We start from the raw sequence: 18,208 nt of genomic DNA, 5'->3' as shown, positions 1-18,208 counted from the left end.
ACCGGCGGCAACCGGATCTGAGCCAAGTAGTCAAATGAAGGAGATTCGAAATGACTAGTAGCCCCAGTATCGCAGATCCGCGCGCCAACCGCACCTTGTTGGAAGTGGGGGCGGAGAGTACAGCGGCAACTCCGCCCCCCACCCGCCGCGATCCCGGCTGGGACGAGTACTCGGCCGCCTATCTCCGGGTGCACCCGGAGGTGTCAGCCGCGGCGCCCGCGTGGACGGAGGAGCTCGAGTTCCTGGACATCGAAGACGAGGTGGAGGGAACTGTCTTCTCCTTCTCTCGGACCATCCGGGACGTTGAGCTCTACGGCGGGGGACGCCTCCACCCGGACGGCCGCGTCGAGCTGTACGACAACGGCATCCCGAACATCTACATCCGCGACGAACTGCGTGCGGACCAAGACCCGGACGTCGCTCGTTGGGCGATGGACGTGGCAGAAGACCTCGTTGCCGCAGCGTTGTTGTTGCGAGCAGAGCCGAAGTTGTTGCGGCGGCCCGCTCAGGTCGACGCCGAGTTGCAGAGGCTGGACATCTGATGGCCTGCCGTTACGCGTGGTGCGAGACCGATCCTCAGCAGCACGCAGATGACCCGACGTATCACACCCGTGAGGTCGGGCACGGGATGCTTTTCGCCGTCGACCTTGAGGGCGAACCGCACGTCAACTGGATGCCGGATTGGTCTGAGTGGATCGCGACTTTGCCTGAGATCGACGAGGCATTCGATGACGTCGAGATCATGCTCTGCGAGCTCAAGAGGGACTTCCGCCACTTCCACGCCACCCTGACGGAGGACCCACTGTTCGCCGCCGAGGTTGCGGGCATGAAGGAGCGGGAGAAGTGACCGCGCTCGAGGTTAAGCCGAATCCTGTCGCAGTTCGAGCCTGGGCGCGCAAGAACGGCATCCGAGTCTCCGAGACGGGGAACATCTCGCGTCACGTGCGCGAGTGCTACCTCGAGGCGAATCCCGACGTCGAGCTGCAGGCACGCAATGCGCGTCCGGATCTCTTCGCCCTGGCCGACGACATGGTGGAAGCCGAGCTGATCCGCACCGGCGAGTTGAGCTTCGAAGCACCCGAGCCGGAAGCGCATGCGGAACAGGTTGTGACAAGCGTCTCCACCTGCGAGCCTCGGTCGCTAGCCGAGTGGTTGAGGCTCCGCGACGAGCTCGCGGCCACGATCGCCCAGCATGTCGGCGGTTCTCCCTCCGTCCGAGAGGCAGCCGAAGCACTCCTCGTCCAGGGCTGGATGCGGAACTCTGCTGCCTGACCGACCGCCTCGTGCCCTACATCCGGTGCCCCTCGTCGTGAGCGATGAGGGGCACCGTCCGTTTCAACTGAACACAGACCCTGGGGAAGGGGACGACATGACGAATCAGAAGAAGGAGAGCGCGTTCCAGAGACGCATGAGGGAGTTCCACGAAGCACGTGAGCGGAACGCAGTGAGCCGGCAGCGGGCGAAGGGAGGTGATGATGACCGATCTGTTCACGAAGCTCCCGCACTGGCTGATCAGGGAGAGTGACCTCGACGGCAACGAATTGCTCCTTTACATCGCGATGTTGAGCCGCGCGAACTCGAAGGGGATCTGCTTCCCGAGCGTGAGCCTGCTGGCCAAGGACGCGCGGATGTCGGAGAGCACGGTTCGCCGCACCCGCAAGCGCTTGGTCGATAAGGGTCTCGTCACTGTGACGCGGCGGATGATCGGCGATTCACGGAACGACTCGAACCTCTATCAGGTTGCGTTGCCGAAGCGGCCGCCGGTCAAGTTCATCGAGGACGACCCTGTGGATAACTTGCCGCCCGAACCGCACGATGACGTTTCGAATGGCAGTCACAGTGACTGGGGTGGTTCCACGGTGACGGTACCCCCCTTTCAGGGTGACCGGTGGGGTGGTGTCACAGTGACTGGGGAAGAAGAACCATTACAAGAAGATCCAATTAAGAAGACTCTTAGCGTCGAAAACGACGCATTCGAGTTCAGCAACCTGGGGATAACAGAAGCGCAATGGTGGCTTCTCTCCGACCTCTACATACACCTCACAGGCAACACGCCAAGCGACCGCACTCAAGCCGAGTGGCGCGTCCTTAGCTCAGACGACGCTCGCGAGCTCATCGGCCGCTTCTACTCGAACGTCGGCAGGAACGACGACTACACCGGTCCGGAGTTCGGGACGCCCGCCTACGCGGAACTAACCGAGCGCGGAAAGAAATGGGCAGATGGCGGAATGATCCCCGACAACGTCCTGACCGGAGAAGCCGCATGAACCGACCCGTCAGCATCATGCCCGCAACCTGCGACACCTGCTGGCCCTGGGTTCGTTGGTGGCGCACCGGCTCAGGCGCATGGGTACGCCAGGAGCAACACGAAGCGCACTGCACCGTCTACCCGAAAGTGCAGCGATCCAACCACGACAACAACTGAAAGGAGCGCACGATGACCGACAACACCAAGGATGAGCCGACACCCGGACTCCACGACCCGACCGGACTCACACGCACCGAATCCGGACTCTACCTACCCGAGGGTATGCAACGTGTCGCAGAGGGCCTATACGCCCCCAAGGACCACCCGTGACTCGCTTCTACTCGAGTCCTCACCGCTACCAACAGAACATCTCAGACGGCGCGTCCGCGTCCATCAGGGAAGCAGTTCTCGTCACACCAGACGGAACACGACTACCCGGGATCGCCATCATGATCGGCCGACTACCCAAACTCGTCATCCCAACATCAGACGCAATCCGCATCGCAACAGACATCGCGGATGCTGCAACCAATCAGAACAACTAGGAGAACAACCATGGCACTCGACCAGTTCAGCAACGAGGTCAACGCGCTCCGCGAAGCCGCAAGCGCACAGATCCGCCTCTTCCAGAACGACAGGGAAGCAGTCAAGACGAACCCGAACCTCAGCGCAGCCGGCAAGAAGCAAGTACTCGACGAATCCCGGGCGAGCGTAAAGGCCGAGCTCGCGAAGCTGAGCCAGCAGGAAGACGCCGCAATCGCGAAGAAGCTCGACTCCCTCGAGCAGTCCCTGCACACCCGACTCGGAGACAGCGGTGCAGACCTCATCGCCATCCGCGACGCCGAAGAACGGGCCGACAACCTCCACGAGCAGGAAGACGCCGTGCGTGCAATCAAGCGCGCAATCCGCTCCAACGACCGCCCACTGGCATACGCCATCATCCGACGAGCCAACGAAATGGGCTGGACGGAAGCGATCGACAAAGCCGCGGAGGCATACCCCAGCGCCGGGGAAGCCCTTCGCGACATCCGGGACCTGACCCGATTCCGGGACGACATCAACCAAGTCCTCTCCCGGCAGATGTCCTACTACATCAGCGACCTGTGACCGGCACCGTACGCATCGGGGAACACAGCTACACGCTCCCCGATGATGAAGCCCGGGAGCTGGGGGAAGCAGCCATGCGGACCGCGACGGGTCGAGGCGGGTGGCTATCGCCCGACAACGACACCCTAATCGCCGTCACACCCAGCACACCGATCAGCATCACCATCACAGGTGAGTTCACCGAGGAGAACGTGCCCAACGCCAAGCCAAAGCACATCCTCAACCGAACCCAGCAGCCGCGCCAAGCACGCATCTGGTGAGCGAGGGAGGTGGCCAGCATCAACCCAGGCCACCTCCCCCTCCCGCCCCCACCCAAGGCCACCCCAGAGGTATAGGGCCGTTCTCTCCCCGAACGCCCAAACGATGGGCCCCTTTCGGGGCAATTTGTAGTGAAAGAAGGTGTTGTTATGGCTGGTATGCCGAGAGGCCTAGGCGGCCCGGGCCGGAAGTTGTGGAAGTCGATCGACGAGCAATTCGATCTGGCTGAGCATGAGCGGGCGCAGCTTGAGCAGGCCTGTCGTGTGCGAGACACGATCGAGGTTCTTCGCGCTCGTGTTGCGACAGATGGGGTGATGATCAAGTCCTCTCAGGGTGATCGCCTTCATCCGGCGATTGTCGAAGTTCGGCAGCAGCAACTTGCTCTCGCCCGCCTGCTGGCGACGCTCAAGGTTCCGGGCCTTGAGGAGGACGACCTGCCTGCGTCCCGGCCCGTGAGGGGCGTGTATCCGCTTCGGAGCGCGTCGTGAAGCGCAAGAGCGCTCCGCCGTGGGGTGGCGGCAAGTGAGGAGGAAGAAGCTCGCTGATCGAGATCCGTCGATTGCGGAGCTGCTCGGTCCGGAGGGCCTGATGGCAGCGCGACCGGATGACCCGTCTATGCCGTACCCGCTTCGCATCGCGGCACACCGACGCTGGATGGATAAGCGCGCCGACTGGGTTGCGCGGCGGGAACGGTATGCGCTCGAGCATGGCTGGCCGGGTGGCGACTATGCACGTCACTTGGAGGAGAACGAGGCTCATCCCGTGCCGGATGCGCCGTTCGATCCGAATTGGGAGATGCTGCACGGCGGCCTCTGATCCTCCGTGTGTGAAAAGGCCCTACACCTCCAGGGAGGGCCGCGAAGGGGGCGGGAGGGACTACCCGCCCCGTAAGTCTTTGATGAGAAGGAGTTGGAGCGATGAACCCTTGGGAAATCGTTAGTTGGATCGGTGCGATTGCGGTGTCGATCGTGATCATCGGCCTGTTGGTCGTGTTCGTGAAGGGTCTGGTGAAGCCGTCGTCGCCGGAGCATCCGGTCGATAGGTTGGCGCGTCGGCTGGGTGGTGATGCGCGTGGATGACCTGGATTTGGCGCGGCGGGTGTCGGCGATGGTGATCCTGGCGGACCCGTCTGAGCGTGAGTCGGTTCTACAGAGGGAGATCCCGTTGGATCGGTTTGCTCGTGTGCTTGCGCTGTTGCCGGGGGTGATGGCGGCCACGATCGATTCGATCGTGGCGCGGGATAAGCGGCACCGGCTGGCTGTCCAGGGCGTCCTTCGCACATTCCTGCAGGAATCGAAGTAGTAGCGGCGATTGAGCCGAACAGGGCGTCTCGACCTCACTGGTCGGGGCGCCCTTCCTAATTCAACAGGGGATGTCGCCTAACCCTCTGCGTGGCCTTCGGGCTGTTTGGGGGTGCCGTTGTGGCACAGGAAATTGGTGTCGCCTATGTGAGCCTGCTCCCGTCTGGGGCCGGGTTTTCGAAGGCGGTTGACAAGGAGGCGCAGCAGGCGTTTTCGGGTGCTGAGAAGCGTTCCACGGGCTTCTTCGCCTCGTTGCGGAGCGGTGTGGGGAAGGTAGTCGGCGGTGTGGGGCTGCTAGCCGGCACCGTCGGTGCGATTGCCCTCGGCGGGGGTATCTCGCGCGCCCTGAACATTGAGGACGCGACGGCGAAGCTTAAGGGCTTGGGGCACGACACCCAGGCGGTCGAAGCAATCATGAAGGACGCTTTGGCGTCGGTGAAGGGGACGGCGTTCGGCCTGGATGCTGCTGCTACGACGGCCGCGTCTGCTGTTGCTGCTGGCATCAAGCCGGGTCAGGAGCTCGAGCGGTATCTGCGGCTGACCGCGGATGCTGCGACGATCGCCGGCACCTCCATGGAGGAAATGGGCTCGATCATCAACCAGGTGACCTCTAAGGGTTACGCGGGGATGGAGAACCTGAACCGGCTCACTGAGCGGGGTATCCCGATCTTGCAGTGGTTGGCGGACGAGTACGGGGTTACTGCCGACGAGTTGCAGAAGATGGTGTCGCGCGGTGAGGTCGACGCTGCCACGTTCCGGAAGGTCATCGAGGACAACATCGGCGGCGCCGCGCTGGCCTCCGGCGAGACGACGCGTGGTTCGCTTGCCAACCTTGGCGCTGCGCTGAGCCGTCTCGGGGAGGCTTTTGCGGGCCCGGTTCTCGGGCTGGCGAAGGACTTCTTTGGTGAGCTGACCACGATCGCTGATGGGATCACGTCCCGGGTGCAGCCGGTCGTTGAGAAGCTGCAAGTGACGCTCGATGGAATCGACTTCCAGTTCTCTGACTCCGTGCTGAGCACTCTCGATCGTGTTGTAGCTGGGTTCTCCGAACTCAAGGGGACGTTCGCGGGCATGGAAGGGTTGACCCCCATTCTCGCCACGCTTGCCGGCGCGATGGCGCCGCTCCTGTCGGCTCTGCCGATCATCGGCCGCTTTCTACCGGCGATCTCCGGTCCCGTGGGTGCTGTCATTGGGTTGCTCGCGGGCATGGTCATCGAGTCAGACGCGTTGCAGTCGGCGCTCCTGGGTCTCGGGGAGACTTTCAAACCGCTGGGTGCTGTGTTGCAGGAGCTGGGGACGACGATCGGCCCGGTGGTGGCGAGTGTGTTCGCGGAGCTCGGTGACCAACTCGCAGAGGTTGTCCCGTTGATCTCGGAGACTCTGGTCGACGCGATCTCGCAACTCCTTCCGCCGCTGTCGGAACTGCTGATTTCGCTGCTGCCCCTCTTGCCGCCGCTGATCGACTTGGTTATCGGAGTGCTCCCCGTATTCACGGAGCTTTTGTCGTTCTTGATTCCGATCGTTGCTGCGATTGCTCAGGGGATCGCTGATTGGTTGACGATCTTCACCGCGTTGCAGACCGCCTTTGCTGGGGATACAACGTTCGACGACTTCGTGGCCACGTTGTATTCGGTCATCGGGCCTGTGGGTGACCTGTGGCGGAGCGTGTATGAGGCTGCGGAGCAGGTTTACGCGGCTTTGACGTGGATTGATGGGGTGTGGAGGGCGACGTTCGGTCAGATCACTGCGGTGCTGACTGGTGCGTATCGGAACATCTCGACCACGGCGTCTAGCATCTGGTCGACGTTGACGTCTGTGTTCAGTGGTGGTGTGTCGACGGTTGTGGGGATTTTCGCGAACTTCCCCCGCAGCATCCAAAGCCTGTTCTCCGGTGTTGGTTCATGGTTGGTGAGCTCGGGTCGTGCGTTGATCCGCGGGTTCATCGATGGGATCAACTCGATGGTTGGTGCGGTTGGTGACGCGATCGGTGGCGTCCTTGAATGGGCGTCCGGCTTCTTCCCGCATTCGCCGGCCAAGCGTGGGCCGTTCTCAGGCCAGGGATGGACTGCCGTGTTCGACGGTGGTGAGTCGCTGATGGAGCAGTTCGCGTTGGGTGCCGAGCGGTTCCGGCCCGAACTGTCCTTCTCGAACTTCACCACACTCGCCAGCATCCAGGGGGCTGTCGCCCCTGGTGACATCTACGTTCAGAACCCGTTCACGGCTGACTACCTGCTCGCGGAAGTCGAGTCCGCCGCGGATCGCCGCATCGGCGCCTACGACGATCGTCGAGCTTTCGCGACCCGAGGAGGCCGGCGGCAGTAAGTCACGACTCATACGGGGAGCCCGCGCGACCACGCGGGCTCCCCGTCTCAATCTCAGAAATCTCATCGAAGGAGAAACCTATGGTCAATCGTCTTGTAGCCGTCGACGACGCGGATTACCGTCTCCCAGCACCAGTGCGCCTCGCGCTCGCCGGCGACTTCACGAGCGCGGACGAACTTGTCATAAACGTGTCGCGTTACCCCACCGTTCAGGCCGCCATCGACGCGGCACCTACTGGTGCGACCCTGTACTTTCCCCCGTCGATGAGCCCGGTCGCTGTGCCTGCTGGCGGGTTTGCGTTGAAGTCGAACAACTTGACGATCGATGCGATGGGCGTGGAGTTTCAGGTGTCGAACTGGGGCACCCCGGCGTTTCTAGCGCTGCGGTCGAATGGTGGCGCGGACGGCCACCGGTATCGGATCGGGATGGTCAAGTACGTCGGTGTGCGTGGCAACCACACAGGGGCTACCATCCGCGGATCGGCGCCCTACTGTTCTGGATGCGGTGACTGGTCGAACGGTGATCGCAACTTCATCGAGTACCTGCGCACGGACGGGATGCCCACACCGATCTTCTTCTCGTCGTGGGATGGCATTAGTCAGACCGACCGCACCGGTGTCGGCAACCGCATCGGGTACGTGGAGTTCACCCGGTATGACTTCGGGTTGCTCTACGTGAAGCAGACTGGATTCGACTGGGGCGACGCTTACGTACATGACGATCTCGACGACTCGGGTGGCGTGAATCCCACCCACGCGATCTACTGCTCCGCCGCATCAGGGCACCGTGCGGGCCAGGGCACAATTGGCCGGTGGCAGACCGTCCGGAACGTCAGCGGCCACGCATACATCTTCAAGTTCCAGGACAGCCTCACGTTCGATTCGCTCACGGCCGTCGACAGCGCGGGTCTGGTCTCCTTCCTCAGTGCGAAAGGCATCGCTGGGAACCAGTTGATTGGCGCCGACCTCCGCTCGTCAGGAAGCGACCGAGCTGTTAGCTTCTCCGGGGTGGAGCGGTGCGAGGACGTGTCGATCGGGCGGATCGAGGCGCGATTGAAGGCTGGGGTTCAGTCGTGGGCGCTCGGATTGTGGGTCGATGGCCTCTGCGAGATCGGCAGCGTCAACATCGAGACGAACCATGCGACCGGTCTGAGCACCGCGGTTCCGGAAGTGACGATCCGCGGGGTCGGCTCCGGGCGAGTCGGCTCGGTGATGATCAACGCGAAGGGTGTCCACTCCCGTCCCGTCGAACTCGGGGACGGAACGCTGGCCGGTCAGGCAGCCGGATGGACGCTCCCGATCGTTCGTGCACCGGGCTCAGACAGCTCGATGACCGCGGTCCCGGTGGCGGAGTACGCACTGTCTCATTCGAACGCGTGGGGCGACGGCAACACCTATCTAGTGGCAGCATCGCCCGCCAAAGGTGTGTTCCGACGGGGGATGCGGTGGGGCAACTCCGCTCCGAGTGTTGGGGTAGCCCGCGGTTGGGTACAAATCGCCAATGGGGCCCTGTCCGCCGCCGCGTGGTCTGCTTCGACTGCTGTGACCGCCGGCGCATGGTGGAAGCTTGCAGACGGTCGCGTCATCAGGTACATGACCGCAGGCACGACCGGAGCAACCGAACCGAACCCGACCGCTGTTGGTCAGACCGGCAGCGACGGCGCGACCACCTGGGAGCTAATGTCCACCACATCCGCGTCAGTGGTCTCTGAGGGCAACCTGTAAGAGCAGTCGGCGACAAGCGTAAGAATCGCCCGGGTGATGCGAACGTGGCCCTATAGCCCCCGCTCAGTGCAGCAGGGCAGGATGGTCGCGCTGAGAGACCGAGATCACTCCTGGCGGGGTGGACTCTCCGTACTGAACGTCCCTCCGCTGTCCCCCGGCGGAGGGACGTTCACGGTCAGGTGCGGCTGCCGTGCCGCGCGCGAAGCTGTGTGCGCGCACATCTTCGGGGCGTACCGTTTGAAGATGAACGCACAATTGAAGAACGTAGAGCCGCTGGGGCTCAGAGCGGTCATGGTCAGTTCGCTGCCGGCGACGCTCATGACGGATGATGCCCCGGACCGCTACACCGTCGAAGCGGTGTTCACGCGTCAGGCCGATCGCGACGAAGTCGCCGCCATCCACGGGGTGCCGATGCGCGATTTTCTTTCCGCCCGTGGATATCCGACGGTGGAGCTGAAAGTCTCTGATCGCCGACTGGAGATCGCCAACACCAATCTGCCCGAGTTGCGAGACGGCCTTGCCGCAGTCATCGCGGAACGGTTGGTAGAAATCAACCGGCGTCTCGTCGCGGAACGACTCGTGTCCGCGCTGGGGCTCGAAAAGGCCTCGGCGCGCGAGCATGAACGAGTCGCGCTCGTGGCATCGCTCGCCGAGTCGGTGGTGTTCGCCGCGGGAGCCCACACCGCGTACAGCGACGACGCATCCCGGGCGAGCGACTGGGAAGAGGAGGGTGGGGCACCCCTGAAGTAGGGGCTCCACCGCTGGGAGGTCATCATGGATGACGCCGCTTCAATCATCCGAGCTCGCCCGCGCGACCGTGCCGCGAGTTCGTTCACGGCCCTCGCGCAGCAGGTGCGTGACGCTGGCCTTCTCCGCCGACGATACGGGTACTACTGGACCAAGTTGGTCGCGGCCCCTCTTGCGGTCGCCCTGGGTCTCTTTCTCTTCGTGTGGTTGGGAGACACCTGGTGGCAGCTGTTCGTGGCCGCAGGATTCGCGGTCCTTTTCACTCAGATCGCGTTCCTGGGTCATGACGCGGCGCACCGGCAGATCTTCGTCTCAGGCCGGTGGAACGACTGGGTGAGTCTCATCCTCGGTGACTTGCTTGTCGGCATGAGCTACGGCTGGTGGCAGCACAAGCACACCAGGCACCACGGCAATCCAAACAAGCTCGGTGTCGACCCGGACATCGAGCTTCCGGTCATCGCCGTCACCGACGAAAGCGCCAAGAAGTTCCAGCGTGGGCCGTTGCGGTGGCTGCGCGCACATCAAGGGTGGTTCTTCTTCCCAATCCTTCTTCTGGAGGGAGTTTCCCTTCACGCGTCTGGAGTCCGTCGGGTGTTCACTCGAGGGCACCTGGATCGTCGATGGGTGGAGATCGTGTTCCTCGCGGTCCGTATCGGTGGCTATCTGGTCGTTGTCTTCTTGGTTCTTTCGCCGGGGATCGCTTTCACATTCCTCGTCGTGCAACTCGGGCTATTCGGCTTCTACATGGGCGTGTCGTTCGCGCCGAACCACAAGGGCATGCCGGTGGTGCCACGCGATCTGAGGCTCGACTTTCTTCGTCGCCAGGTGATGATGAGTCGGAACGTTCGCGGTAGCAGGCTGCTCGATACCGCGATGGGGGGATTGAACTATCAGATCGAGCATCATCTTTTTCCCTCCATGCCCCGCCCTCATCTCCGTCGCGCAGCGCCCATCATCGAGGACTACTGTCGCGCACAAGGAGTGCCCTACACCCGGGTAAGCCTGTTTCGGTCATACGCCATCGTTGTTGCCTACATCAACCGCGTCGGGCTAGGCGACAGGGACGCCTTCGCCTGCCCCCTCGTCGAGGCGAGAGCCTCGATCGGATCAACTGCTCACGTCGCGTGAGGTGTGGGTTATGGGCTGACCTGATTGCGGGTAGTGTTGCCAGCAGAGCGCAGCTCGGGACTCTGGGGAGAACCCTTGTGAAGGCTCCGGTTGAGGGGCTCTTGCCCCGCGGTTGCGATTCGCCCGCCGCGTGAGAGCCCTTCTCCTGTGAAGGGTCTCGGTCTACAGGCTCCAGTCCGCCCAGTCGTCGGGCAGTATCCCCATAGCTCCCGTCTCGGCGGTCGGGTCGACGCAGACCGTGACCCTGGTGTGGGAGCCGACGAGCACGCTGACCAGGTTCCCTGCGGTCGCGAATGTCACGAACGCGGCATCGCTGTGGGTGGCGCTCTCGATTCGCTCCATGAGGTCCGCCAGATCGCTACCTGGTGGAAGCGTGTAGGTCTCGTCGTCGAACCTGATCGTCGTGCTTTGCGTCATGGTCACCTCGGTGCTGGTGCGTGCTGTCCGCTCGCTCGCTTCGAGGCTAGGTGCGTGATCTTGGTTGCGATCGGGGGTTGCGTTCTGGTGGCAATCGTGCGCGAGATGTCGGTCTTCGGCGACCCACTCAATCGTGGCGAGTCCGGCCACACTTTCAAGGGTGAGGACGGGTGGCACGTCCACCGCTACTACGACTAGATTCCACGCATGCAAACGGCCCGCAACGATGGCGGGCCGCAGCTGGGTTTCGGCGGGCAAAATGCTCTCGCCTCCACTTATAGTAAGCGCATGACAAGAACGGGTCAAGACGGCGGAGATGTAACTAAGTTCTCATACTCTGCCGCGATTCGGTCGAGCCTGGTGGAGCTGCTGGCAGGGATCGTGATGATCGTTGCCGGGGTGGCGCTGCAAGTGAACGGCGCGACCGGAGATGAGCCCGACGCGGGGCTAACGATCTGCGGCGGCGTGTTACTCGCATTCGGAGGTGTCTTGCTCTCCTGGATGGCATCCCGGATACTCGCCGAGCATCAACTGTTCCAGCACGAGAGCGACACACGCCGCGACGCAGAAAGCGCGCTTAAGACCGCTCAGGCCGAAGTTGACGAGAAGCTTGGAAACCTGAGCCGCGTGCTTGGCCAAGCTGCTGGACAGATCGCACAGGCGGTCGAGAAAGTCGATTCCGGTCTGATCTCGAACGACACTGGCTTCGAGCTAATCTCGCAGTCCAACCGAATGATCTATGGGCAAGTTGGAGAGATCGCCGTCATCCGAAAGAGCAAGTTCGATCCCGCATACCTACTTGATACGGCGTCAACACTCGATGATCTCGCACGAGATCTGAGCGCGCGAACCCAGACGGGTACGACGGACCAAGACTCGCTTGCTACCGTGAGGCAAAAGATCGAGACGGTGCGCGTCGGGCTTGAAGGTGCAGGGGCGACCAACGTACGCGCGGTCTCGGAGACTCAGGTTACCTGCCCATACTGCGATGCAACTCAGCGGGCGATGTTGGGCGTGAATCCGGGAGACACCGCTTCCGTCACATGCGCCCTATGTGGCGAGGGCTTCAACGCGCACCGGAATGCGGCCGGCGACTCTTTCACACGACGACGCGGAGCAACCGCGGTTCCGGACGCTGTAACACCGACTAGCACCCGCTGGTCGACCAAGTGCGAAAGCTGCGGATACGTGCTGTCAATCTCGAAGAACGGCAAGGGTGAGCGGACAGTAATCTGCGCCAACTGTTTTTCGGCCAACGAGATCGATCCGGACGCCCCATCCTCCAAGCTCGCGAGCGAGCCATGGCGAAAAGAAGATGCGCAAGATGTCTTCCGCAGCGGGTCTAGGCCCAAAAGCTTGTGCCCCGACTGCGGAGCGCGCGTCAACATGCCATTGCGGTGGCAAGACGGCTACTTTGGCTTCTGCTCACAGGACAAGGTTGTTCTCCTCACCACGGACGATGTTTGGGGTGCCCTACTGCTCGCGGAGTCCTGAACCACACTCTCCGTCATGCTCAGCAGTGACTTGGCGCGCCCTTCCTCGCCGCCAAGCGCACGCTAGCGCGAAGTCATCGGCGCTCGTAGTGTCCATGCATGGCGAAGCGGCGAGCACAGGGAACTGGGACGATCTTCCGAGACCAGAAGGGATACTGGACCGTGGTTCTCCCGCTCCCAAGTGTGAACGGGAAACGTAGGCGGAAGAGCTACCGTTCCAAGAAGCGCGAAGTCGTACTTGCTCATCTGCGGGCATTCGAGCAAGCGCGTGGCGGGACTGACCTGCCCTCGTTGGAATCCTATCCATCGGGTAGCGGCACAACAGTTGGCGAGTGGTTCGACTACTGGCTTGCCGAGTGCGTCTACCCGCACCTCCGACCCAAGACTGCCGACGGATACCGGTCCATCGCCAAGACGAGGATCATCCCCGCACTCGGCGCAGGCACGCCGCTCGCAGCCATCAGAGCCGCCGACGTTCGCCGCATGCACCGTTGGATGCGGGACGAGTGCTCCCCAACCACGGTTCGCAACGCGCATGTGGTCGCCGCGCGCGCCTTCGACGTGGCCGTGCGCGAAGAAGAGATCGAACGCAATCCCGTTCGCCTAGTCGAACAGCCTCGACCAGCCCGCCCGAAACTCGACGTTCCCACCACACAAGAACTCCGGTACCTCATCGACGCGCTGAGGACGCGCCCAGACGGGCTCAAGTGGATGACGTACATCCTGACGGGAGCGCGCCGCGGGGAGGTCGTCGGACTCGAGGTAGGTCGCGTCGGTGCGCACCTCGACATCAGTTGGCAGATGCAGACGTTAAGACGCGGCGAGAACGGTCTACCGATCGCCCCGCCCGACTTCGACTACCGGCACCTCTACGGCGGGTTCTTCCTCACTAGGCCCAAATCAAGAGCAGGCTGGCGCACAGTCCCGCTGATCAACCCACTACGGGACATGATGGAAGACCACCTGTCCACCATGGAGCCCAACCCCTGGGGGCTCGTTTTCACCCGCAAGGGCAGGCCCATTGACCCGAACATGGAGACCCGGCTGTGGCCGGCCGTGCAACGGGAGCTTCTCGGAGAAGACCGGCACGTCAGGCTGCACGACCTGAGACATGCCGCAGTTGACCTTCTCTACGCCGCGGACGTTCCCGAAGAGCTGATCGTCGAGCTCGTCGGACACTCAACGCGCGCCATGACACGCTCCTACAAGAGCCCCGCACACCTCGACCGCCTCTCCCGAGCGATGACTGGCGTCGAAGATCTCCTCGCTTGAATGTCAGTACATGCGGACACGACTTCTGAGTATCGTCTCTCCTGACTAAGGAGGTGCGAAGCATGGGTGAGTTCGAGAGCGTCGTTCGTGAGATCGTCCGTGAGGAGTTGGCGGCTGCTCGGGGCGTACCCGCCGCATACTCGCTTTCGGCAAAGAGCATCGGTGCGGCAGTTCGAGCCGAGTGCGCTCGTGCGGGCAAGAATCGCTCAGAGCTCGCCGAAGCGCTTGGAGTAAGCCGACCGACGATCGCGGGTCGGCTCAGCGGAGCCTACGAGTTCAAGCAAGGCGAGCTCGAAAAGATCGCCGATCTTCTCGGCATCACTCCCTACAACATCGTCGAGTCAGCATGCTTGGGACAGAGAATCCACAGTGAAACGGCGGACCAGTCCGAAGTGGCCCGCGTGTTCAATCGGGACGCTTGGGCTCAACCGTCCCGCGCACGGGCCAGGCGAAAGTAACTTTCGAGGACGACACCCAGGCGTGGACACATTCATGGACACAACCGCACGAGATTTCTGGTGAGCCAGGCGTATTCTGAAAGCTGCTAGATCCGCGTCAAATCAGCGAAGTCGGCCCACGGCGGCAGGGTTCCCTGCGTGTGCACTTGGGTTCAAATCCCACCGTCACCGCCACCACGAAGGCCCCGACTCCCCTGGAAACATGGGGATGCGGGGCCTTCGTCCTGTCCGGGTGACGCCGACGGCGCGGGTCAGGGCCGTCCGTAGCGGGCGAGGAACGCGTCCACCGCACGGGGCACCGGGCCGCCCGTCTCGTCGACGCCCAGCAGTTGCGCGTTCAGGGCGGGCCCGATCACGAGCCACGTGAACTCGGAGGCCGCGGCGTGCGCATCGTCGATCTGCAGCCCGCGGTCGACGGGGAGCTGCGCGAGCGTGTCGGCGAGGTTCTGGATGTTCCGGTTCCAGCTCTCCTCGAGGTAGAGCCGCGCGACCTCGGGGTGGGCCGGGGCCTCGGCGATCACGAGGCGTCGCATCCGCAGCACGGGCTCGCTCAGGATCCCCGCGCGCATGGTCTCCGCGAGCTCGGTGAGGCCGCGGCGCACATCGTCGTCGGCGGCGAGCCGTTCGAGCGCCGGGCGCATCGCGTCGCGGCCCGCGGCCGCCCACTGCCGCACGACCGCGGTGTACAGCTCGGTCTTGGAGGAGTGGTCGCGGTAGAGCGAGGCCTTGGAGATGCGGGCCCGTCGGGCGACCTCCTCCATGGACGCCCCGGCGTACCCGTGCTCCAGGAACACGTCGCGCGCGGTGGCGAGGAGGGCGTCGCCGGTGAGTCCGGGCGGGCGGCCGGGGCCGGAGGCGCGCGAGGTCATACCGCCCACTTTAGTACTTGACAGTTCTCTATGCCGAGCGTAGTTTCGTACCAATCGGTACTAAAGGAGCCGCTCATGATCGTCCTCGGCATCGCCCTCGCCACGGTGGCCTCGTTCCTCGCCAGCGCCGCGCTCTACGCCATCCCCGCGGTCTCGACGCTGATCGCACGGACCAGCACCCCGCGCCCCGGGCTCCCCGTCGCCGTGCAGATGCTCACGGTCGTCGTCCGCAGCCTGCTCGCCGCCGGGCTGATCGCCGGGCTCATGGCGACCGCGGGGTGGCACGGCGCCGGAGCCGGAGCGCTGCTCGGGCTCGCGCTCTCCGTGCTTCCCCTCACCCTGCTCTCGGGCGGCGTGATCCACGAGAACACGGCCGTGCCCGCGGCCGGTGTCCACCTGCTCGACTGGGTCGTGAAGCTCGTGCTCACCGGCGCCATCGTCGGGCTCTTCCTCTGAACTGCACAGGAGCGACCATGACGAACAGCACTCCGCTCGACATCACCTTCACCGCGACGCTCGGCAAGGTCCGCGACGGCGACACCTGGACGTGCGTGCAACTGCCCGACTCGGCGACGGTCTTCGGAACGCGCGGCCTGGTGAAGGTCGCGGGAACGGTCGACGGCGAACCCTTCCGCGGCGCGTTCATGGCCCTCGGCGACGGCACGCACAAGCTCCCCGTCGCGGCCGCCGTCCGCCGGCGCATCGGCAAGACCGACGGCGACAGTGTCACGGTGCACCTGACCGAGCGCCTGAACTGACCGCGGTCGGAGCCCTCGCGATCGCGGGCATCCTCGGCGTCGCGCTCGTCGTCGCGAGGGTCGTGGTGCGGCGACGGATCCCGGAGGAGGCCCAGGGGCCCGCGGACCGGGATCGACGCGACGTGCCGACCGCACTGTGATGGACTGGCGAGCATGACCAACGAGGACCGACTCGCTCTTCCGCGTCCGATCCGCGAGCGGTTCGAGTCCGGCGACGCCGCGACCAGGGAGTGGGTGAGCGCCGTCCCCTCGGTCGCGCGCGAGCTCTTCCAGCGGTGGGCGCTGCGACCCGACGGCGAGGTGCGGGCGGGGGAGGCGGGCCTCGTCGTGCCGGTGCGCGACGAGGAGGGCGCCCCGGCCGCGCTGAAGCTGCAGGTGCCGCGTGCCGAGACCACGGCGGCGATCCTCGGTCTCACCCGCTGGGACGGACGGGGTGCCGTCCGCCTTCTGGACAGCGACGAAACCCGGGGTGCCATGCTGCTCGAGCGCCTGGATGGCGAGCGACCGCTCGCCGCGATCGACGACGACGACGAGGTCGTCCGGGTCATCGGCGACCTGCTGCGGCAGCTGCAGCGCGTACCCGCCCCCGACGGGCTTCCGCGCCTCGGGGTGGTCGCGGCGGAGATGATCGAGGCGGCGCCGGCCGCGGCGCGGGTGCTCGACGGCGACGACCGCACGCGGCTCGACCGGTGGGTGCGCACCGTCGCGGAGGTGCAGCCCGAGCCCGGAGATCGCCTCCTGCACTGGGACCTGCACGACGGCAACGTGCTCGCCGCCGACCGTGCACCGTGGCTGGCGATCGACCCCGAGCCGCTCGTGGGCGATCCCGGATTCGACCTCTGGCCCGCCCTGGACAGCCGGTGGAGTGCCGGTGGGGCGGCCGACGCCGGGCGTCTCGTGCGCCGCCGCTTCGACATCCTGACCGAGATGCTCGACCTGGATCGTCGCCGTGCCGCCGCGTGGACGCGCGCGCGGCTGCTGCAGAACACGCTGTGGGACATCGAAGACGGCCACACCGCCATCGGTGTCCCGGCGAAGGTCGTGGACGAGGCGCTCGCCTCTGTCGGCGTCGGCGAAGGGTCTTGACGGGAGAGGCACCCCGCCCAATACTTAGGTATATGCCTAAGTATCCCGACGACCTCGACGCCGTGCTCCGCGCCCTCGCGGACCCTACGCGCCGGGCGATCGTCGAGAGGCTCGCCTCATCGCCCGCCATCGTCTCGGAGCTCGCGGCGCCGTTCACGATGACGCTGCCCTCGCTGCTGCAGCACCTCGGAGTCCTGGAGGCCGCGGGGGTGATCACGTCGGAGAAGCAGGGCAGGGTCCGCACGGTCACTCTGCGCCCCGGCGGCCTCGACGTGCTCCACCTCTGGCTCGGCCAGCAGCGCACACCGGCCGAGCACAGCGCCGACCGGCTGGGCATCCACCTCGCCCGCACCGCCCCGAAGGAGCACTGACATGACCCGCGTCCGCATGGACCTGTTCGCCTCCCTGGACGGCTACACGCCCTCCGACCTCACACCCGACAGCCCCATGGGGGAGGACTGGGGGCGCCTCACCGCGGCCTACGCGGGCACCCGCACGTTCCGCGAGAGGATCTTCGGCGACACCAGCGGCGCCGGAACCACCGGTGTCGACGACCGCTACGCCCGCGCGTTCTTTTAGGGCGTCGGCGCCGAGATCATGGGAGCGGGGATGTTCGGCCTCCACTCCCACCCCGACGACCCCGACTGGAAGGGCTGGTGGGGCGACACCCCGCCGTTCGGCACGCCCGTCTACGTGCTCACCCGCACCGCGCCCCGCCCGTCGATCCCGATGGACGGCGGCACCACGTTCCACTTCCGCGATGCCGCGATCGAGGACGTGCTCGCCGAGGCGTCCGACGCCGCCGGCGACCTCGACGTGCGGATCGGCGGCGGGTACCGCACGGCGCAGGCGTTCCTGCGCGCGGGACTCGTCGACGACCTGCACCTCCTGGTCGCGCCGCTCTTCCTCGGCCGCGGATACCGCCTGTGGGACGACCTGACCGGCTTCGAGAACACCTACACCGTGACGACGGAAGCGGCCGAGAGCGGCGTCGTCCACGTCACCCTGACGCGATAGGAC

At 64.6% G+C, this 18,208-nt stretch carries 23 protein-coding genes and 1 pseudogene; 21 read left to right on the top strand and 3 right to left on the bottom strand.

Going from position 1 to position 18,208, the window contains the following annotated elements:
* The first annotated feature begins 50 nt into the window (after window positions 1-50).
* From KV394_RS02170 to KV394_RS02145, 6 genes are all read left to right on the top strand, one after another.
* Complete coding sequence (locus KV394_RS02170; RefSeq protein WP_247982191.1) at window positions 51-542, top strand: hypothetical protein; 492 nt, start codon at window positions 51-53, stop codon at window positions 540-542.
* Window positions 542-847 (top strand): hypothetical protein, encoded by a 306-nt coding sequence (locus KV394_RS02165; RefSeq protein WP_247982190.1) that lies wholly within the window; start codon window positions 542-544, stop codon window positions 845-847. Before KV394_RS02170 ends, KV394_RS02165 begins: the two co-directional genes overlap by 1 nt.
* Window positions 844-1,272 (top strand): Lsr2 family DNA-binding protein, encoded by a 429-nt coding sequence (locus KV394_RS02160; RefSeq protein WP_247982189.1) that lies wholly within the window; start codon window positions 844-846, stop codon window positions 1,270-1,272. Before KV394_RS02165 ends, KV394_RS02160 begins: the two co-directional genes overlap by 4 nt.
* A 200-nt stretch (window positions 1,273-1,472) precedes the next feature.
* Window positions 1,473-2,267: a helix-turn-helix domain-containing protein gene (locus KV394_RS02155; protein ID WP_247982188.1), complete on the top strand. Its 795-nt coding sequence runs from the start codon at window positions 1,473-1,475 to the stop codon at window positions 2,265-2,267.
* Between the two features lie 536 nt (window positions 2,268-2,803).
* The gene (locus tag KV394_RS02150) at window positions 2,804-3,355 is read left to right on the top strand and encodes a hypothetical protein (protein ID WP_247982187.1); all 552 of its coding nucleotides are present in this window, start codon (window positions 2,804-2,806) and stop codon (window positions 3,353-3,355) included.
* Window positions 3,352-3,615, top strand: coding sequence for a hypothetical protein (locus KV394_RS02145; RefSeq protein WP_247982186.1), 264 nt, complete (start codon window positions 3,352-3,354; stop codon window positions 3,613-3,615). Before KV394_RS02150 ends, KV394_RS02145 begins: the two co-directional genes overlap by 4 nt.
* Window positions 3,616-3,783: 168 nt before the next feature.
* Here KV394_RS02145 and KV394_RS02140 read toward each other — a convergent pair whose 3' ends face one another.
* Window positions 3,784-3,960 carry a hypothetical protein gene (locus tag KV394_RS02140; protein ID WP_247982185.1) on the bottom strand — a complete coding sequence of 59 codons (177 nt, stop codon included), beginning with the start codon at window positions 3,958-3,960 and terminating at the stop codon, window positions 3,784-3,786.
* A 307-nt stretch (window positions 3,961-4,267) separates the two neighbouring features.
* Here KV394_RS02140 and KV394_RS02135 point away from each other — a divergent pair, with 307 nt between their 5' ends.
* From KV394_RS02135 to KV394_RS02105, 7 genes are all read left to right on the top strand, one after another.
* Window positions 4,268-4,429: a hypothetical protein gene (locus tag KV394_RS02135; RefSeq protein ID WP_247982184.1), complete on the top strand. Its 162-nt coding sequence runs from the start codon at window positions 4,268-4,270 to the stop codon at window positions 4,427-4,429.
* A 101-nt stretch (window positions 4,430-4,530) separates the two neighbouring features.
* Window positions 4,531-4,692, top strand: a complete 162-nt coding sequence (locus tag KV394_RS02130; protein ID WP_247982183.1) for a hypothetical protein — start codon at window positions 4,531-4,533, stop codon at window positions 4,690-4,692.
* Window positions 4,685-4,915, top strand: a complete 231-nt coding sequence (locus KV394_RS02125; protein WP_247982182.1) for a hypothetical protein — start codon at window positions 4,685-4,687, stop codon at window positions 4,913-4,915. Before KV394_RS02130 ends, KV394_RS02125 begins: the two co-directional genes overlap by 8 nt.
* Before the next feature lie 89 nt (window positions 4,916-5,004).
* Entirely contained in the window at window positions 5,005-7,236 is a 2,232-nt protein-coding gene (locus KV394_RS02120; protein ID WP_247982181.1) for a tape measure protein, read from the top strand.
* 80 nt (window positions 7,237-7,316) lie between these two features.
* Window positions 7,317-8,960 (top strand): hypothetical protein, encoded by a 1,644-nt coding sequence (locus tag KV394_RS02115; protein ID WP_247982180.1) that lies wholly within the window; start codon window positions 7,317-7,319, stop codon window positions 8,958-8,960.
* Window positions 8,961-9,203: 243 nt separating this feature from the next.
* Window positions 9,204-9,710: a hypothetical protein gene (locus KV394_RS02110; RefSeq protein WP_247982179.1), complete on the top strand. Its 507-nt coding sequence runs from the start codon at window positions 9,204-9,206 to the stop codon at window positions 9,708-9,710.
* A gap of 24 nt (window positions 9,711-9,734) precedes the next feature.
* Window positions 9,735-10,835, top strand: coding sequence for a fatty acid desaturase family protein (locus tag KV394_RS02105; protein ID WP_247982178.1), 1,101 nt, complete (start codon window positions 9,735-9,737; stop codon window positions 10,833-10,835).
* A gap of 162 nt (window positions 10,836-10,997) precedes the next feature.
* Here the strand turns inward: KV394_RS02105 and KV394_RS02100 are convergent, their stop codons facing one another.
* A complete protein-coding gene (locus KV394_RS02100) occupies window positions 10,998-11,402 on the bottom strand; it encodes a hypothetical protein (protein ID WP_247982177.1) in 405 nt (134 codons plus the stop codon).
* 57 nt (window positions 11,403-11,459) lie between these two features.
* On the opposite strand from KV394_RS02100, the gene KV394_RS02095 reads away from it, so the two are divergent.
* The 3 genes from KV394_RS02095 to KV394_RS02085 all read left to right on the top strand — a co-directional run bounded on the left by KV394_RS02095 (window position 11,460) and on the right by KV394_RS02085 (window position 14,475).
* Window positions 11,460-12,746 (top strand): hypothetical protein, encoded by a 1,287-nt coding sequence (locus KV394_RS02095; protein WP_247982176.1) that lies wholly within the window; start codon window positions 11,460-11,462, stop codon window positions 12,744-12,746.
* A 98-nt stretch (window positions 12,747-12,844) separates the two neighbouring features.
* The gene (locus tag KV394_RS02090) at window positions 12,845-14,017 is read left to right on the top strand and encodes a tyrosine-type recombinase/integrase (RefSeq protein WP_247982175.1); all 1,173 of its coding nucleotides are present in this window, start codon (window positions 12,845-12,847) and stop codon (window positions 14,015-14,017) included.
* Window positions 14,018-14,079: 62 nt separating this feature from the next.
* Window positions 14,080-14,475: a helix-turn-helix transcriptional regulator gene (locus KV394_RS02085; protein WP_247982174.1), complete on the top strand. Its 396-nt coding sequence runs from the start codon at window positions 14,080-14,082 to the stop codon at window positions 14,473-14,475.
* A 251-nt stretch (window positions 14,476-14,726) separates the two neighbouring features.
* Here the strand turns inward: KV394_RS02085 and KV394_RS02080 are convergent, their stop codons facing one another.
* Complete coding sequence (locus KV394_RS02080) at window positions 14,727-15,344, bottom strand: TetR/AcrR family transcriptional regulator (RefSeq protein WP_136035218.1); 618 nt, start codon at window positions 15,342-15,344, stop codon at window positions 14,727-14,729.
* Between the two features lie 75 nt (window positions 15,345-15,419).
* Between KV394_RS02080 and KV394_RS02075 the strand changes: the two genes are divergently transcribed.
* The 5 genes and pseudogenes from KV394_RS02075 to KV394_RS02055 all read left to right on the top strand — a co-directional run bounded on the left by KV394_RS02075 (window position 15,420) and on the right by KV394_RS02055 (window position 18,205).
* On the top strand, window positions 15,420-15,800 hold the full coding sequence (locus KV394_RS02075; RefSeq protein WP_136034719.1) for a DUF1761 family protein: 381 nt from the start codon (window positions 15,420-15,422) through the stop codon (window positions 15,798-15,800).
* 17 nt (window positions 15,801-15,817) lie between these two features.
* Window positions 15,818-16,102, top strand: a complete 285-nt coding sequence (locus KV394_RS02070) for a DUF1905 domain-containing protein (protein ID WP_136044462.1) — start codon at window positions 15,818-15,820, stop codon at window positions 16,100-16,102.
* Window positions 16,103-16,255: 153 nt separating this feature from the next.
* Window positions 16,256-17,188 (top strand): aminoglycoside phosphotransferase family protein, encoded by a 933-nt coding sequence (locus KV394_RS02065; protein ID WP_247982173.1) that lies wholly within the window; start codon window positions 16,256-16,258, stop codon window positions 17,186-17,188.
* 32 nt (window positions 17,189-17,220) lie between these two features.
* The gene (locus KV394_RS02060) at window positions 17,221-17,559 is read left to right on the top strand and encodes an ArsR/SmtB family transcription factor (protein WP_136034744.1); all 339 of its coding nucleotides are present in this window, start codon (window positions 17,221-17,223) and stop codon (window positions 17,557-17,559) included.
* Window position 17,560: 1 nt separating this feature from the next.
* Window positions 17,561-18,205 (top strand): annotated as a pseudogene (locus KV394_RS02055) (dihydrofolate reductase family protein).
* The last annotated feature ends 3 nt before the right edge of the window (window positions 18,206-18,208 follow it).

Origin of the sequence: Microbacterium sufflavum (assembly GCF_023101165.1) — a bacterium.
In the GTDB taxonomy this organism is placed as follows: domain Bacteria; phylum Actinomycetota; class Actinomycetes; order Actinomycetales; family Microbacteriaceae; genus Microbacterium; species Microbacterium sufflavum.
This window is presented reverse-complemented; position numbering and strand designations above follow the sequence as displayed.

What these genes read in the sequence shown, in the direction of transcription:
- KV394_RS02170 (WP_247982191.1), top strand. Translation starts at nt 51, where the DNA reads ATGACTAGTAGCCCCAGTATCGCAGATCCGCGCGCCAACCGCACCTTG.
- KV394_RS02165 (WP_247982190.1), top strand. Translation starts at nt 542, where the DNA reads ATGGCCTGCCGTTACGCGTGGTGCGAGACCGATCCTCAGCAGCACGCA.
- KV394_RS02155 (WP_247982188.1), top strand. Translation starts at nt 1,473, where the DNA reads ATGATGACCGATCTGTTCACGAAGCTCCCGCACTGGCTGATCAGGGAG.
- KV394_RS02150 (WP_247982187.1), top strand. Translation starts at nt 2,804, where the DNA reads ATGGCACTCGACCAGTTCAGCAACGAGGTCAACGCGCTCCGCGAAGCC.
- KV394_RS02140 (WP_247982185.1), bottom strand. Translation starts at nt 3,960, where the DNA reads ATGAAGGCGATCACCCTGAGAGGACTTGATCATCACCCCATCTGTCGC.
- KV394_RS02135 (WP_247982184.1), top strand. Translation starts at nt 4,268, where the DNA reads ATGGATAAGCGCGCCGACTGGGTTGCGCGGCGGGAACGGTATGCGCTC.
- KV394_RS02130 (WP_247982183.1), top strand. Translation starts at nt 4,531, where the DNA reads ATGAACCCTTGGGAAATCGTTAGTTGGATCGGTGCGATTGCGGTGTCG.
- KV394_RS02115 (WP_247982180.1), top strand. Translation starts at nt 7,317, where the DNA reads ATGGTCAATCGTCTTGTAGCCGTCGACGACGCGGATTACCGTCTCCCA.
- KV394_RS02110 (WP_247982179.1), top strand. Translation starts at nt 9,204, where the DNA reads ATGAACGCACAATTGAAGAACGTAGAGCCGCTGGGGCTCAGAGCGGTC.
- KV394_RS02105 (WP_247982178.1), top strand. Translation starts at nt 9,735, where the DNA reads ATGGATGACGCCGCTTCAATCATCCGAGCTCGCCCGCGCGACCGTGCC.
- KV394_RS02095 (WP_247982176.1), top strand. Translation starts at nt 11,460, where the DNA reads ATGCAAACGGCCCGCAACGATGGCGGGCCGCAGCTGGGTTTCGGCGGG.
- KV394_RS02090 (WP_247982175.1), top strand. Translation starts at nt 12,845, where the DNA reads ATGGCGAAGCGGCGAGCACAGGGAACTGGGACGATCTTCCGAGACCAG.
- KV394_RS02085 (WP_247982174.1), top strand. Translation starts at nt 14,080, where the DNA reads ATGGGTGAGTTCGAGAGCGTCGTTCGTGAGATCGTCCGTGAGGAGTTG.
- KV394_RS02080 (WP_136035218.1), bottom strand. Translation starts at nt 15,344, where the DNA reads ATGACCTCGCGCGCCTCCGGCCCCGGCCGCCCGCCCGGACTCACCGGC.
- KV394_RS02075 (WP_136034719.1), top strand. Translation starts at nt 15,420, where the DNA reads ATGATCGTCCTCGGCATCGCCCTCGCCACGGTGGCCTCGTTCCTCGCC.
- KV394_RS02070 (WP_136044462.1), top strand. Translation starts at nt 15,818, where the DNA reads ATGACGAACAGCACTCCGCTCGACATCACCTTCACCGCGACGCTCGGC.
- KV394_RS02065 (WP_247982173.1), top strand. Translation starts at nt 16,256, where the DNA reads ATGACCAACGAGGACCGACTCGCTCTTCCGCGTCCGATCCGCGAGCGG.
- KV394_RS02060 (WP_136034744.1), top strand. Translation starts at nt 17,221, where the DNA reads ATGCCTAAGTATCCCGACGACCTCGACGCCGTGCTCCGCGCCCTCGCG.